The organism is Haloarcula sp. KBTZ06 (genome assembly GCF_048595605.1).
Lineage (GTDB): Archaea > Halobacteriota > Halobacteria > Halobacteriales > Haloarculaceae > Haloarcula > Haloarcula hispanica.
This window is the reverse complement of record NZ_CP184337.1, coordinates 37,935-52,217: the sequence shown is the minus strand read 5'-3', so window position 1 is coordinate 52,217 and position 14,283 is coordinate 37,935. Positions and strand designations below refer to the sequence as shown.

At 65.2% G+C, this 14,283-nt stretch carries 19 protein-coding genes; 10 read left to right on the top strand and 9 right to left on the bottom strand.

Annotated elements, in window-relative coordinates:
* Positions 1-52 precede the first annotated feature (52 nt).
* Positions 53-2,827: a DNA mismatch repair protein MutS gene (gene mutS / locus ACNO8S_RS00310; RefSeq protein ID WP_420182306.1), complete on the top strand. Its 2,775-nt coding sequence runs from the start codon at positions 53-55 to the stop codon at positions 2,825-2,827.
* A gap of 9 nt (positions 2,828-2,836) precedes the next feature.
* Here the strand turns inward: mutS and ACNO8S_RS00305 are convergent, their stop codons facing one another.
* Entirely contained in the window at positions 2,837-3,553 is a 717-nt protein-coding gene (locus tag ACNO8S_RS00305) for a helix-turn-helix domain-containing protein (RefSeq protein WP_023843070.1), read from the bottom strand.
* 120 nt (positions 3,554-3,673) lie between these two features.
* On the opposite strand from ACNO8S_RS00305, the gene ACNO8S_RS00300 reads away from it, so the two are divergent.
* The gene (locus ACNO8S_RS00300; RefSeq protein WP_336329608.1) at positions 3,674-3,925 is read left to right on the top strand and encodes a HalOD1 output domain-containing protein; all 252 of its coding nucleotides are present in this window, start codon (positions 3,674-3,676) and stop codon (positions 3,923-3,925) included.
* An 84-nt stretch (positions 3,926-4,009) separates the two neighbouring features.
* Here the strand turns inward: ACNO8S_RS00300 and nucS are convergent, their stop codons facing one another.
* Positions 4,010-4,729, bottom strand: coding sequence for an endonuclease NucS (gene nucS, locus ACNO8S_RS00295; protein WP_420182305.1), 720 nt, complete (start codon positions 4,727-4,729; stop codon positions 4,010-4,012).
* Positions 4,730-4,738: 9 nt separating this feature from the next.
* Positions 4,739-5,176 carry a DUF6735 family protein gene (locus tag ACNO8S_RS00290; protein WP_420182304.1) on the bottom strand — a complete coding sequence of 146 codons (438 nt, stop codon included), beginning with the start codon at positions 5,174-5,176 and terminating at the stop codon, positions 4,739-4,741.
* 166 nt (positions 5,177-5,342) lie between these two features.
* Between ACNO8S_RS00290 and ACNO8S_RS00285 the strand changes: the two genes are divergently transcribed.
* From ACNO8S_RS00285 to ACNO8S_RS00255, 7 genes are all read left to right on the top strand, one after another.
* On the top strand, positions 5,343-5,630 hold the full coding sequence (locus ACNO8S_RS00285) for a zinc ribbon domain-containing protein (RefSeq protein WP_004590026.1): 288 nt from the start codon (positions 5,343-5,345) through the stop codon (positions 5,628-5,630).
* A gap of 107 nt (positions 5,631-5,737) precedes the next feature.
* Entirely contained in the window at positions 5,738-7,033 is a 1,296-nt protein-coding gene (locus tag ACNO8S_RS00280; RefSeq protein ID WP_420182303.1) for a hypothetical protein, read from the top strand.
* A 30-nt stretch (positions 7,034-7,063) separates the two neighbouring features.
* A complete protein-coding gene (locus ACNO8S_RS00275; protein WP_050037390.1) occupies positions 7,064-8,047 on the top strand; it encodes a Gfo/Idh/MocA family protein in 984 nt (327 codons plus the stop codon).
* Positions 8,048-8,165: 118 nt separating this feature from the next.
* Positions 8,166-8,960 carry an aldo/keto reductase gene (locus ACNO8S_RS00270; protein ID WP_420182796.1) on the top strand — a complete coding sequence of 265 codons (795 nt, stop codon included), beginning with the start codon at positions 8,166-8,168 and terminating at the stop codon, positions 8,958-8,960.
* A 6-nt stretch (positions 8,961-8,966) separates the two neighbouring features.
* The gene (locus tag ACNO8S_RS00265; RefSeq protein WP_420182302.1) at positions 8,967-9,152 is read left to right on the top strand and encodes a hypothetical protein; all 186 of its coding nucleotides are present in this window, start codon (positions 8,967-8,969) and stop codon (positions 9,150-9,152) included.
* A 74-nt stretch (positions 9,153-9,226) separates the two neighbouring features.
* Positions 9,227-9,364, top strand: a complete 138-nt coding sequence (locus ACNO8S_RS00260; protein ID WP_004516449.1) for a hypothetical protein — start codon at positions 9,227-9,229, stop codon at positions 9,362-9,364.
* 172 nt (positions 9,365-9,536) lie between these two features.
* Positions 9,537-10,253 (top strand): type 1 glutamine amidotransferase, encoded by a 717-nt coding sequence (locus ACNO8S_RS00255; protein WP_420182301.1) that lies wholly within the window; start codon positions 9,537-9,539, stop codon positions 10,251-10,253.
* A gap of 23 nt (positions 10,254-10,276) precedes the next feature.
* Here the strand turns inward: ACNO8S_RS00255 and ACNO8S_RS00250 are convergent, their stop codons facing one another.
* From ACNO8S_RS00250 to ACNO8S_RS00240, 3 genes are all read right to left on the bottom strand, one after another.
* Positions 10,277-10,744 (bottom strand): cupin domain-containing protein, encoded by a 468-nt coding sequence (locus tag ACNO8S_RS00250; protein WP_420182300.1) that lies wholly within the window; start codon positions 10,742-10,744, stop codon positions 10,277-10,279.
* A gap of 101 nt (positions 10,745-10,845) precedes the next feature.
* Positions 10,846-11,010 (bottom strand): DUF6757 family protein, encoded by a 165-nt coding sequence (locus ACNO8S_RS00245; protein ID WP_014039200.1) that lies wholly within the window; start codon positions 11,008-11,010, stop codon positions 10,846-10,848.
* Positions 11,011-11,064: 54 nt separating this feature from the next.
* The gene (locus ACNO8S_RS00240; protein ID WP_050007581.1) at positions 11,065-11,841 is read right to left on the bottom strand and encodes a PHP domain-containing protein; all 777 of its coding nucleotides are present in this window, start codon (positions 11,839-11,841) and stop codon (positions 11,065-11,067) included.
* A 146-nt stretch (positions 11,842-11,987) separates the two neighbouring features.
* Here ACNO8S_RS00240 and ACNO8S_RS00235 point away from each other — a divergent pair, with 146 nt between their 5' ends.
* Positions 11,988-12,275 (top strand): DUF5789 family protein, encoded by a 288-nt coding sequence (locus ACNO8S_RS00235; protein ID WP_023843068.1) that lies wholly within the window; start codon positions 11,988-11,990, stop codon positions 12,273-12,275.
* Positions 12,276-12,390: 115 nt separating this feature from the next.
* Here ACNO8S_RS00235 and ACNO8S_RS00230 read toward each other — a convergent pair whose 3' ends face one another.
* From ACNO8S_RS00230 to ACNO8S_RS00220, 3 genes are all read right to left on the bottom strand, one after another.
* Positions 12,391-12,801, bottom strand: a complete 411-nt coding sequence (locus tag ACNO8S_RS00230) for a hypothetical protein (protein WP_014039197.1) — start codon at positions 12,799-12,801, stop codon at positions 12,391-12,393.
* Positions 12,798-13,484, bottom strand: a complete 687-nt coding sequence (locus ACNO8S_RS00225; protein ID WP_044951579.1) for an RAD55 family ATPase — start codon at positions 13,482-13,484, stop codon at positions 12,798-12,800. Before ACNO8S_RS00225 ends, ACNO8S_RS00230 begins: the two co-directional genes overlap by 4 nt.
* Before the next feature lie 73 nt (positions 13,485-13,557).
* Complete coding sequence (locus ACNO8S_RS00220) at positions 13,558-14,265, bottom strand: hypothetical protein (protein ID WP_336329604.1); 708 nt, start codon at positions 14,263-14,265, stop codon at positions 13,558-13,560.
* Between the last annotated feature and the right edge of the window lie 18 nt (positions 14,266-14,283).

Sequence of the window (14,283 nt, the reverse complement as noted above, 5' to 3'; positions counted from 1 at the left end):
GCACGCACAGGAGAGCGGAGCGCCTATGAGTGGCCGGCTGTTGCCCATCGGTATGGACGCTGCGCTTGGCCCGCCAGAGAAGATGGCCGAGCTCGAGGAGGACCTGACGCCGATGATGGCACAGTACTACGAGCTGTGCCGGCAGTACGACGACGCCCTGGTCCTCTTTCAGGTCGGGGACTTCTACGAGGCCTTCTGTGCGGCCGCACAGCGGGTCGCCCGGCTGTGTGAGATCACGCTGACCCAGCGCGAGGACTCGACCGGCGAGTACCCGATGGCCGGCATCCCCATCGACAACGCCGAGTCCTACGTCGAGACGCTGCTGGACGCGGGCTACCGGGTCGCCATCGCCGACCAGGTCGAGGACCCCGACGAGGTCAGCGGCGTGGTCGAGCGGGCGGTGACGCGAATCGTCACCCCCGGCACACTCACGGAGAGCGAACTGCTGGGCGGGGCGGACAACAACTACGTCGCCGCCCTGACCGCTGGCGAGCGATACGGGCTGGCGCTACTGGATATCTCGACCGGCGACTGCTACGCGACCAGTGTCGGCTCGGAAAGCGCCGTCGCCGACGAACTCAGCCGGTTCGGCCCGGCGGAAGCCATCGTCGGGCCGGAGGTCGACGTGGATCGGGACGCCGTGTTCGGTCCGGCCTGTCTGGTGACGCGCTACGACGCGGCCGCCTTCGACCGGGAGCGCGCCGAGGACCGCGTGGGGCAGTACTTCGGCCCGCCGGAGCGCCTGCTCGCCGGCGACGCGGAAATCCGGGCCTGTGGCGGCCTGCTGGCCTACGCTGAGTACACCCGCGGCAGCAGCGGCGCGGTCGGCCCCGACGGCGAACCGGTCGACGCGGACGTGGACCCCGCCGGCACGCTCGACTACCTCAACCATCTCACGCGGTACGACCCGCGGGAGTACATGCTGCTGGACGCCGTCGCCGTCGAGAGCCTCGAACTGTTCGAACGGCGCTCGGTCCGGGGCCACGAGAACCGAACGCTCGTGGACACGGTCGACGAGACCGCCTGTGCGCTAGGGCGGCGGAAACTGACCGACTGGCTCCGCCGGCCGCTGCTCGATGCGGACCGCATCGAGGCCCGCCACGGCGCGGTCGCGGAACTCCAGCGCGACCCGGCGACCCGCGAAGGGCTCTCGGACCTGCTCGCGGACGTGTACGACCTCGAACGGCTCATCTCGCGTGTCTCTCGCGGCCGGGCGAACGCCCGTGACCTCCGGTCGCTGGCCGCCACGCTGTCAGTCGTGCCGGATATTCGTGACCACCTTGCTGACGCCGATGCCCGCCTGCTCGCGGACCTGCACGCCACGCTGGACCCGCTGGTCGACACCCGCGAGGAAATCGAGGCAGCGATCCGCCCGGACCCGCCACAGCAGGTGACCGAAGGCGGCGTCATCCGCGAGGGCTACGACGATGAACTGGACCGACTGCGCTCGACCGAACAGTCGGGCAAGCAGTGGATCGACGACCTCGAAGCCAGCGAGCGCGAGCGCACCGGCATCGACTCGCTGAAGGTGGGCCACACCTCGGTGCACGGCTACTACATCGAGGTGACGAACGCCAACCTCGACGCCGTGCCCGCGGACTACCAGCGCCGCCAGACGCTGAAAAACAGCGAGCGCTACTACACGCCGGAACTCAAGGAGCGCGAGGACGAGATTCTGCGCGCCGAGAGCGCGGCCGACGACCTGGAGTACGACCTGTTCTGTGCGGTCCGGGACGAGGTGGCCGACGAGGCCGAGCGCGTGCAGGCGCTTGCCGACCGTCTCGCCCGCCTGGACGTGCTGGTCTCCTTCGCCGAGGTTGCGGCGCAGTACGACTACTGCCGGCCGACCGTCGGCGGCGACGGCATCGACATCACCGCCGGCCGCCATCCGGTCGTCGAGCGGACCGAGGACGCCTTCGTCCCCAACGACACGCATCTCGGGAGCGGGCCAGTCCGAGCGAGCAGAGACGGAAGCGACGACGGTGTCACCGCGGACGATATACAGCCCTTCCTCGCCGTCGTCACGGGACCGAACATGAGCGGGAAATCGACGTACATGCGCCAGGTCGCGCTGATCTGCCTGCTCGCACAGGCGGGGAGCTTCGTCCCCGCGAAGGCGGCCGACCTCCCGATTCTCGACCGAGTGTTCACCCGCGTCGGGGCCAGCGACGACATCGCCGGCGGCCGCTCGACGTTCATGATCGAGATGACCGAACTGGCGACGATTCTGGACGCAGCGACCGAAGACTCGCTAGTCCTGCTGGACGAGGTCGGCCGCGGCACGTCGACGGCCGACGGGCTGGCTATCGCCCGCGCCGTCACCGAGCATCTCCACGACGAGGTGGGCGCGTACACGCTGTTCGCGACCCACCACCACGACCTGACGGCCGTCGCCGCGGCGCTGCCCGGCGCGACCAACCGCCACTTCGAGACCAGCCGCAAGGACGACGACGTGCGCTTCGACCACGAACTCGCACCCGGTCCCGCGGCGGCCTCCTACGGCGTCGAAGTGGCGAGCATGGCCGGCGTCCCCGAATCCGTCGTCGAACGGTCGCGGGACCTCCTGACAGATGCCGAGACGGCTGACTCCGACACGGATTCCGCCGCCGCGGAGATAGGACCGACGGAAAACGGAACAGCGGTGGCCCCGGCCAGCGAGGGTGGAGCGGACGGCCACACACAGGAGGCGCTTCGGACGAACGGGTCGACTCCCGAGGCCGAACTGCCGGCGGGCGTGGCAGCGCAACTGGCGTCGCTGGATGTGGCGACGATGACGCCCATCGAGGCGATGAACGCGCTCGCGGACCTGCAGGACCGACTTGAATAACAGCCGCGATCAGCTATCGCTGGCAGTGGCCCGTTCGTCGTGCGGGCAGGCGAACATCGTCGCGACGAGTTTCTGTTCGGCGGCCCGCAAGTGCTTGTGCAGCGTTGGCTCCGAGATGTCGAGGAGTTCAGCTAAGTCCGCGGCCGTCGCCCCGCGGGGCCAGTTGTAGTACCCCGCTTCGTGGGCCGTCGCGAGAACCTCCTGCTGTCGGTCGGTCAGTGGCTCGGTGTGGGACGCGTAGTTCTGGAACCCGAACAGCGGCACGATGGACTCGCGCTGTTTCTTCGCCGCGAGTTCGGCATCCGAGTGGGCCGTCAAGAACGAATCGATAACCGCGGCCGTATCGGTTTGGCTCGGGACATCGGCTACGATAGTCCCCTGTCCATCGACGCTCCGGGCGGTCTGTGGTACTGCCCCGGCGTCCGCAAGCGAGACAACGGGACAGTTGTCCCGCACGTTGATTTCGACGAGCCCACCGTCGCTGGTGCACTCAATCACCCGCGCCGTACCGCCGTTTTCGTCCTCAATGCGTTCGACAAGCCGGCCGGGGCGAGCACCCTCGACCGAAAAAAACTCGGCGTACGTGTCGTCTGTCTGGGGGAGACATTTTTCGAGAATCACGGAACACGATTCGGCTGCAGACACCGAGACGAAGGGATACGACCCATCAGAGAGGGCAAACTCCACGCGGGTGACCGCCCGGCCGTTACCAGACTGTTGGGACATAGGTAAATGTAATTGGCATACTGTGAAGAGTGTTGGCATATATCGTGTTTCGGCGTTTACTATGCTAGCCACACTGAACTTTACATCTACAAGACAAATACAACATGAGGTCAGAGAACCGTGTCCGGAATATCACCAACCGTTATAGAAGTCCACGGCACCGACCAGTCCATCGTCACGGCAGTCGTTCGCGCTGTCGCGACCGCGGAGAGACGGCCGGTCGAGACACTCCCTCCACTGGCCGACAGTATCAATCCGGATGCACTGACGACGTGCATCGCTGATTCGAACACCGACGGTCATGTGGCGTTCGACTACAGCGGCTACCGCGTGGTCGTTGACACCGATGGAACGGTTACTGTAGACGGATAACTGCGTCATCCAACCGTGTGACGACAGCGGCAGTCAGTACGGGCGCGAGACTGACAGCTCCCAGAGAAGAGGAGAAAATAGCGGTTATGGCGGCTCGAGCGAGACGAACTCCAGCCCTTTCTCGGCGAGCAACTGACGCGCTCGGTCGGTCACCGACGGAGCGACGAGGATACCTCGGACCTCGGTGTCGGCGTGCAGGTCGCGCTCCAGGGCATCGACGTACCGACCCAGTTGGCCGACGGCGTCGGGACCCACGCGCCGGCGCTTGAGTTCGAGTATCGTCGTCCGGCCGTCGGCGTCCTCGCCGTAGATGTCGACCGCGCCGGCGGGGGTCTCGCGTTCGGTCGCAAGCGGCGTAAAGCCCGACTCCACCAGCGCCGGCTCGTCGAGGATGCGGTCTTTCAGATCGGCCTCCGTGCCGGTGAGTGCGAGGTCCTTGGAGTCGGTCACGTCGAAGGCGGCGGCGTGGGCGACCGTTTCAAAGACCACTTCGAGCGACTCCTCGGGGGTCGACCGCGTGGAGCGGACGACCAGCGAGCCGTCGTCGACGCTGATGCTGTGCTCACAGCCCGGCGGCTGCCAGTTCACCGGCTGTTGGCCCTCGTCGGTGTGGACCAGCGCGGCCCCGTCGGGCTTGAGCATCACATGGCGGTCACCGAGCCCCAGCGAACTGGCCGCTCGGCCCTCGTACTCGACCGTACAGGTGCCGACAAGCGTCACCAGCGCGCCGCGGTCGGCGTTGCGCGACGCGAGGTCCAGCGCGTCAGCGGGGTCGGGGTAGGTCAGCGTCTCGACGGCGGTCACGGGTGGCGGTTAGCGGTCCCCGCGTAAAAAGGACGCGTCGTCAGGGCAGTGGACGGACGAAGCGCGGTTTCGGAGCGACGCGAGCAGGGCGCGACGAACAGTTTCCGGGTCGCAGCCGTCGCTATCGAGGGCGCGACAGGCCTCGTCCTTGCGCCCGACCCACCACGTCCGGAACGCATCCGGGTCGGCAGTGCGGGCCAGAACGATATCGTCGAGGTCCGACAGCGTCGGATCGAGCCAGCAAACGGTGTAGGTCCAGACCGACCCGTCAAGCACGACCAACCGGTCGTGGGTAGCATCGATGGCAGCGAGAACAGCCGACGCCGTCCAGTCGTTCCCCAGCGGCCGGGACTGGGCGATGGGGTCGGCGTCGACGCCCCAGTGTGCGATGCGGCAGTCGTAGCGGCCGTCGGGACGGGTGACAGCGACGAGCGTTCGACGACCCATCAGGGACCACCGAGCGTGTAAGCGGGCATGGGGTTCCGTGGCTCCGTGGTCCTATTTGAACGCTGGCCTACAGGATCCCTATCGAGTGCCCGCCAGCGTAACCGAAACCACCGACCATTGGTAACCCAGCACAACCCTCAAGTAGTACGTTCACGTATCATTACATATGATGGTGAGCGAGTGGCTCTACGGCGCTATCGCGCTTCTCGTGGGGCTCCATGTCCTGACCATGCTGTATGCGTACCGGCACCGGGGTGACCCCGCCGGTGCGACCGGGCAGGGCGATACCGAAGGGCGCCGTGGCAGCGCCACCGACGACAGCACTGAATCCATCGACTGTCCCCACTGCGGGGCGAGGAACGAGCAGGACTACCAGTTCTGCCGGCAGTGCGTCGCCGACCTGACGAGCGGGAGCCCGCAGCGTCAGCCGACGGATCGAAGCCAGCCGTACTGACCGTTTACAAGGCCGGGGTCGAATCAACCGGATTGAGCGCTGCTGTCGGCCAAAGTATTTATTTCTCCGAATATATATTTGAATATACTGACGAACGGGGGTAGACTGTGGAAACCGTTATCGACGTACGCTCCTCGGGTCGACCGGCGATATTCGAGCGAGCGAACACCGACGGGCTGTTCGGACGCACACGCCGGCTCGAGCAGCCGCTGGGGCAGTATCTACGGGCGGCAGAGACGCCACGATATCTCGCGTACAACGACCGGTCCGGCGTCGTCGCTGGCCGGGGAAACGACAAGTCGCTCACGCCGGCCGGCGACTACCGCGCGTATCTGCTTGCAACGAACATCCGGGTCGTGTTCGTCGTCGGCGACGACAACGGCGACCGGACCATTTCGCTCCCTTGCGAAGACATTGTGGCCGTACACTGTCAGTCGGGGCTCCGTACGTCGACACTCGAAATCGTCACCGTCGACGAAGACCGCTGGGCGTTCGAATGCAAGGGCGATCTAGCGCCAGTACGGACGTTCGTCGACGAAACCACACAGGTCTGGACGCACACGCTGACCGAGCTTGACCGGGCTGAATCCCAGGTCGAGGCTGCAACGGCGGCACTGGAGGCGGCGAATCCCGACGCAGCAGCCACGCACATCACGGCCGCACAGGAGGCACTCGATAGCGGACGGGAACGGGTCGAATCGCTGGGGGAGGGGGCGACAGCGACCATCGATGCACGCCTCCAGTCAACGCAAGCACAGATCGACACCAGCCAGCGCCGACGGCACGTCAGGGCGGCCGAGGAGCACCGCGACGCGGCCCGGCACGCGTGGGAGGACCGGGCGTACGAGCGGGCCGCGGATGCGTACGCACAGGCCAGCGTCGAGTACGAACGAGCACTGGCGGTAACGGCACCGGAGCCGTCGGCAGAAGCCATCACGGACGCACGGGACGCAGTCGAGGCGGAATACGCCGAACTCCTGTCGGCCCCGGTCGACGCGGCACAGGCGGCTGCGGGCGCGGCCAGAGCCGCGACGGACCCGGCAGCGCGGGCCACACATTGGGAAGCCGCCCTCGACCGATACCGGACGGCGTACGAACTGGACTGGGGTCGTGACCGCCGCTTCGACGGCGACCGGGCGTCGCTCCGACAGGCGCTCGCGGACATCGCCGTCGAACTGGTCGATGCACACCGTGAAGCGGGGCAAGAGGCGCTGCGTGAGGGCAGCGACGAGTCAAAGCGAGAGAGTGCCGGGGCCGCGTGTGACGGTGCGGCGGTCCACTTCGAGCGCGCACGCGAGGTGGCCGCCGAACTCGTGCCCGACAGACGCGAGCCGCCAGCGGACGGACTGGCCGCCGTATCCGAACAGGAAGTCAGCGTCGAGTCAGAAGCGAAAGGTCGGTAATTGTTTATCAACGGAGAGTCGGGTATCGGTATGCGCTTTGGCATTATTTCGACGGCGAAAATCGCACGCAAGGACGTGATTCCGGGCATCCAGAAGTCGGACCACACGGTCGCGGCGATCAGCTCCAGAACCCGGGACCGTGCCAGCGAGGTCGCCGAGGCCCTCGATATAGACAGTGCCTTCGGCGACTACGAGACGATGTTCGCCGAGGCGGATATCGACGCGGTGTACAACCCGCTTCCGAACGCGCTCCACGCCAAGTGGAGCCAGCGGGCCGCCGACCACGGGCTCGACGTGCTCTGTGAGAAGCCACTGACCGTCGACACTGCCGGGGCAGTGGACCTCTTCGACTACTGTGCCGAACAGGGCGTCACGCTGATGGAGGCGTTCATGTATCAGTTCCACCCGCGGACCCGGCGGGCAAGGGAAATCGTCAAAAACGAACTTGGCGAGGTACACACCGTCGACGCGTCGTTCAAGTTCTCGCTCGGCGACGCCAGTAACATCCGGCTGGACCCGGAACTGGCCGGCGGGAGCCTGATGGACGTGGGCTGTTACGCCGTCAGCGCGGCCCGGGGCTTCCTCGGCGAGCCGGACCGGGCGTTTGCCCATGCCCGTGATTCCCGGGACAGCGGCGTGGACACGAACTTCAGCGGCGTCCTCTCGTACGACGACGGGGGGGTCGCCTCGGTTTCCTGCGGGTTCGACGGACCGAGACGGGAGTACTACCGGGTCGAGACCGACGACGGCTGGCTCGAAGCGCCGAACTGCTTCGGCCCGGAACACGACGAGTCAGTCTCGCTGACGTACAGCGTCGACGGCCGCGAGGTCACAGAGACGTTCGACCCGGTGGACCACTATCAGTTGCAGGTCGAGGCGTTCGCGGACGCCGTCGAGAACGGCGAAGCGCCGCCCATCGACCGGGCCGAGACGCTGGGGAACATGCGCGCCATGGACGCGCTGGCCCGGAGCGCGGACACCGGCCAGCCGGTCGACATCGCCAGTCCCGAGTGAAACGTAAATCGGGCGTGTGCCACGACACGACGAGCGCGAAACGGTTTTGACTGCGGCGGATGAGGCACGTACTGTGACACCCCCAACAGTGACGCTTCCGAGTGGCGACGAACTGCCGATGGTCGGCGTCGGGACGTGGGACATCGACGGCGACACCGTACAGGAGTCCGTTCGAGCGGGGCTCGATGCGGGCTACGCTCACGTCGACACCGCCGAAGGCTACCGGAACGAGGCCGAAATCGGCGAGGCCCTGGCCGACTACGACCGCGAGGACGTGTTCCTCACGTCGAAGGTGCTGCCCAAGCACCTCGATTACGAGTCCGTCATCGAGGCCTGCGAGGCGTCGCTCGACCGCCTCGGGACTGACTATCTCGACCTGTATCTCGTCCACTGGCCAAACCCCGCGACTTCCATCCGGGAGACGATGAACGCGATGGCGACGCTCCACGACCAGGGGAAGATCCGCAACGTCGGCGTCTCGAACTTCAGCGCGTACCAGCTTGGTGCCGCCCAGCACGTCGCCGACGTGCCCATCGCCGTCAACCAGATCGAGTACCACCCCTGGAACACCCAGGACCAAGTCGTCGAGTTCTGCCGCGACACTGACACCGTCGTCGAGGCGGCCGCGCCGCTGGGTCGGACCGAGGTGTTCGCCGACGACGTGATTCAGGAGTTAGCCGAGGAATACGACAAGTCGCCGGCCCAGATTATCCTGAAGTGGGCGGTCGAGAACGACGTGGTGGTGCTACCGAAGTCTTCCTCTCCCGAGCACGTCCGCCAGAACCTCGCGTTGTTCGACTGGGAACTCGACGCCGCCGACCGCGAGCGAATCGATGCCATCGAACGCGAGCAGGCGGTCTACGACACCGGCGTCAACGACTGGGACAACGATACTTACGGCATTTCACAGTAGTCCCAGATGGTCGATCCGCCCGCACTGGACCGCTGGGACGCCGCAGCCGCGGCAAGCATCGCCGTTTTGCTTGTCGTGGCGTACGTTCTGATTCCCGACCCAACAGTCCAGTACGGGACGTGGCTGGTCATATTCTGCGTCTGGATGGCCTGGTTCATCTCTTTCGGTGCCAGATGGTTATATGGCCCCTAGAGGAGGTCGTTGAAGCTTTTACTCGATTCCGTGTCAGCGGAGATTTATTTACTCCCGCTCTCTATACGTACTTGATGCCCCGTATCGAAGTCTCGGAAAACCTGTACCGGCAGATCGAGAGCGAAGCCAACAACGACGACTTCAACGACACGCTGTGGAAGATGGTGGGCTCCTATCGGCGGACGAACAACCCGGAAGCGGACCAAACGTAAACGCACGTATCGTAGTCGTCGACGCCCCGTAGCGAGACAGTTCCGAATGGCCAGTTATCTCCGATAGCCGCTGTACCCGCGCCTGCTTCGACGCCGGTGTCCCGTCACTGTGAGCGGCAATCACTACCGTCAGTACGTACGTTTTTACCGTTTGAGCCGCTGCATACTGGTAATGAGGCCACGGATCGCCCTACTGAACGCGGCCCACGACGGCGATGACAACCGCCGGAACTTCCGGCGGGAACTCGACGCCGACCTCGTGGAATACGACGTGACCGAACGCGAACTGCCCGACACCTTCGCGTTCGACGGCTGTCTGGTCACGGGCAGCCGCGCGTCCGTCTACTGGGACGAGCCCTGGATACGGGACCTCGAATCCTGGGTGACCGACGCGGTCGACCGCGACATCGCGTTCCTGGGCGTCTGTTTCGGCCACCAACTGCTGGCGCACGCGCTCGGCGGGACCGTCGAGGCGATGGACGAGTACGAGATCGGCTACCGAACCGTCGAACACGACGGCGAGAACGAACTGCTCGCCGACGTCGACGAGTCGTTTACCGTCTTCACGACGCATTCGGACCGTGTCGCCGAGGTGCCGCCGGGTTCGACCACGTTCGCCGAGAACGACTACGGCGTCCACGGGTTCCGGAAAGAGAACGTCTTCTCGGTGCAGTTCCACCCCGAGTACGACCCCAGGACGGCCGAGACGGTGACGAAAGGTAAGGACGGCCAGCTCTCCGACGAGCGCATCGAGGCGGTGCTGGACGGCGTCACGGAGGAGAACTACCGCGCCGCCTGCGAGGCCAAGCGACTGTTCGACAACTTCACCGAGTTCGCCGCGCGTCAGACTGGTGACGCGACCGGCACCGCCGCTGCTTCCGATGACTAAGCCGTCGAAGTACCTTCTGACGGTCAGGTGAACCGGCCGGTCTCGGCATCACATTCCTCACAGCGTGTCACCAGCGCGTCCCGGTCGTCCGTCATCTCGACGTAGTTGTGCGTGCGACCGCCACACTCCTCGCAGTGCCGAAGCATGTCCGTGTCGCCCATCTCCTGTGGCGCGCCGAGCGCAAGCGCAACGACGCGCTCGTCGCCCTCGTTGTGGCCGCGTTGCCACTCACCGGGGGCAAAGCGGATCGCCTCACCGGCTCCGACGCGCACGTCGCCGTCCTCCGTCTCGAACGTCGCTGTGCCCGACTGGACGAGAAACACCTCCTCCTGGTCCGGGTGTCGGTGGTAGCCGAAGCCGAAGGACTCGCCCGGTGCCAGTTCGTAGTAGTTCAGCGCGATGGCATCGGTGCCGAGCGACCCGGCGAGCGCCCGCTTGACCGACGCCGGCCCCATTCGCGACTCGACGGCGTCAAGACTGACTTTCTCCATAGTTGCCATGTACAGCGGACAGTCCTTAACCGTTAGTCAGGGCGAGTCACATCGGTGCCACTGGGGCACGCCACGGCAGAAGCAGCAAAACGGAGCGTCGGTCACTCGCGTCGGTCGATGTCGAGTTCTTCGTCGAGGTCTTCGAGCCAGTCGGCGTCTTCCAGTTCCGCCATCTGTTCACGGAAATGCGTCTTGCAGACACCGACCTTGATGCCGTCGCTCTCGACGGCGATGTCGGCTTCACGGTCGCAGTAGTGACACTGCATACCTGAATAGTAGCCCCGGACGACATTGAACCCTCGGGTTCCGTCTGCCGGTTGTCAGACGCTGAGCGCTGTTTCTACCTTGCCCCAGGCGGCGGCGTCCAGACCGGTGTCACCCAGCGTCTCGCCGTGAGCGTCGCTGCCGCCCGTCGGCACGAGGTCGTATCGCTCGATAGCGTCGTCGACGAGGCTGTCGTCGACCGTACGGCCATAGGGGTACCACCGTTCGACGGCATCGAGCGACGCACACTTGGACAGCGCGGCCGCCGTATCGGGGTATCGAAACGGATGGGCGAGGCCGACCAGCCCGCACGCGTCCGAGAGGACTGCACAGCCGCGCTCGAAGGACGGGACCTCCCGGGCGACGTAACAGGGACAGTCGTCGCCAATTAGCTCGTCGAATGCGGACTGGAAGGTGTGATCCGACACCTCGGCGATCCCGTGGGCGATATGGGGGCGACCCAGGCCGTCACGCGGTTCGACGGGGAGCGAGACGCCCAACCGGTCCTCGACACACTCGATGATGCGCGCGCCGCGCTCTCGGCGGTTCCGCTGGATGCGCTCACACTCGGCCCGGAGTTCGTCGGTCGGGTCGACGCCGTAGCCCAGCAGGTCCAGTCGCTGGGTCCCGGTTTCGACGCGGAGTTCGATGCCGTGGAGCAGCGTCACGCCGTCCCGGTCGGTAACGGGGCTGTCGAGTGCAGGCTGGAGTCGGTCGTGGTCCGTGAGGGCGACGACCTCGACGCCCGCTCGTCTCGCGGCGGCCGGGACCTCGTCGAAGGAGAGCGTCCCGTCGGAGCGGGTCGTGTGTACGTGCAAGTCAGCGACGACCATACAACACCCACAATCCCCAGCAGCAAGCCGCTTCTGGTCGAGCCATGTGTCGTGGGCACACGAAACGTGAGTTCCTTATACGCATTAAGAGACATTATGATTATCTATAGTGAAGGTTTATTATCGACCATGAACTTTCGGGACATATGCGAATGCTAAGCAACGCGACGGACGCCTTCCAATCGTATGACTACCCGGTTTCCGCTGAAGAGATCATCGAGGGCGACGGCGACATGGAGCTAGAACTGCCAAACGGCACCGAACGGCTGGGCGACGCGCTGAGCCGGTCGGCCCCGGAAACCTTCGAGAGCGCGGAAGACGCCGAGTTCGCGGCGTTCGCGGGCGTGTCGAGCAAGGCCATCGGCCGAAAGGGCTACTCCGACCGCGACCCGGTCTGCATGGGCGAAGACGGGCCGGACCAAGTCTCCTTCTAACGGCCCAGCACTACCTGCGGCCACCCCAGCTCTGGACGGGTTTCCCGTCTCCTTCGTTTTTACACGGGCGAGCAGCAGCGCTATCGCTGTCGGTGAGTGCACACACTGGAGCCAGCTACCTGTCGAGAAAGTCCGGTCTGTCGACGGCGTCAGTGCTGTCGATCGACTGCCTGTCGAGCAGTTCCGAGGAGTCGAGCGCCGACGGCAGACCGTCGCGGCCGCTGGTCGGCACGTCGTCTTCGTCGATGTACGTCTTCTCGCCGTTGATCAGGTCGGCCCAGAGGGCGTCCCGGTCGGCGTTGGTCGTCTCCGCCGCTTCCTTCGCTTCGTTGCGGCCTTCGTCGTACGCGAGTTCGACCATGCTCTTGTGGTACGCCGAGTTCATCTCGGCGTAGATGGCTTCGAGTTCCTCGCGGTTGTACTCCCCGAGGCGCTCGGCGACGCCGATGGCGTAGGCCCGGTCGGTCGCCTCGTCCTTGTCGAGGGTCTCCCAGTCGGTCCCGAACTCGCGCTCGTAGCGGCTCATGTCTCCACTTTCCGGTCGGCGTGGACCTGCAGTCCGGCGTCAGAGAAGGATATCTCCCGAATGTCACAGTCGATGGCAGTGCCTCGCATCTTGATAACCTGGACGCCGCGGGTCATGCTCCCGTTTTCGAGGAAGTTGTGGAAGAAGACGACGCCGTGTGCGAGGTAGTGTTCGTCGCTGTAGGAGGACGGGTCGGTCATCTCAGAGATGAGCAGCGTCGTCGCGTCCGTCTGTTTCAGCGCGGAGAGAAAGCCCGTGATCTCGTCTTCGACGTCGTTCATGAAATGCTGCAACAGCATCGTCGAGTCGATGACGACCCGCTGGATGTCGTTCTGTCTGATATAAGCGACGAGGCGGTTCGTCAGGCCGCCCTCGCTGCCGAACTGCGTGATAGTTCGCTTTCCGCTCTCGGTGACGAGGTTGAGGAACTGGATGGCGTCAGACTGCATGGCCCGGTCGAACCCGAACTCGTAGCCGGCCATGTCCTGCATCAACTCCGTCTTGGTCTCGTGCATCGTCACGTACAGGCACGTCTCGCCCTCTTTGACGCCCTGTGTAATGAACTGTGAGCAGAAAGTAGTCTTCCCGCTGCCCGGCGGGCCGCTGACCACATAAAGACGATTCGGGAGTAGCCCCCCCTCAATGAGTTCGTCGAAGCCGGGGACCCCACTAGAGAGACGCATATCAGCTACCTGAGTCCGTCTGGACATATGCTTTCACATTCTATTTTCACCGGTGATAACTCATTCGGCTGCCTCAGCGTTCGAGGGCGCTGGGGTGGCTCTCAGCCAGTTCGAGCAGTCGCTCCGTGCCACCCTCGTCGAACCGCATCGGCCGTCGCCACCACGGCCCCTTCCCCGAGTCGGACGACAGGTCGGTGACCAGTTCGTTCGCGTCGGTGCCGCCGCTCGGTGCCGACAGCGGGACGACCGTGTCGTACAGTCGTGACTCGTCGGCGTTGCCGCGAATGAGAACGCGAGCGTCGAAGGGGTCGCGTTTCACATGGGCGTTCGAGGCGAACTGTGCCTGTTCCTCGGACGGGAGGTCCCGGTACTCGTCGCCGGTCACCGCGTCACGAGCGAGTTGGAAGTGGCCGATGACGTGGGCCCCCCACTTCGGCGACGCCCAGGCCGAACGCTCGTCGGCCATCGACAGCGTCGCGTAGAAGAACAGGTAGTCACCGGCCGACAGCTCCGAGAGCGGTCCGGCCTTCACGCCGTGTTCGTCGCCGTACGTGTAGCGCTCGCCGCCGGCCTCGGGAAACTCCGGGTCGAAGTGGACCGGCTGGTCGGCCACCGCAGAAACGTCGGTCCGCAGGTCAAGGTCGCCGTAGGTCGGCACTGGCTCGCTGGTCGGTTTCGATTCGGGAATGGGAATATACTCGAAGGTGCCGTCGGAGAACAGTGGCCCGCGAAAGCCGGGCTCGTTCGTGTTCGCTCCGACGTTGATGGCGACGCTTCGCATACCAGGGGTTCGGTCGGT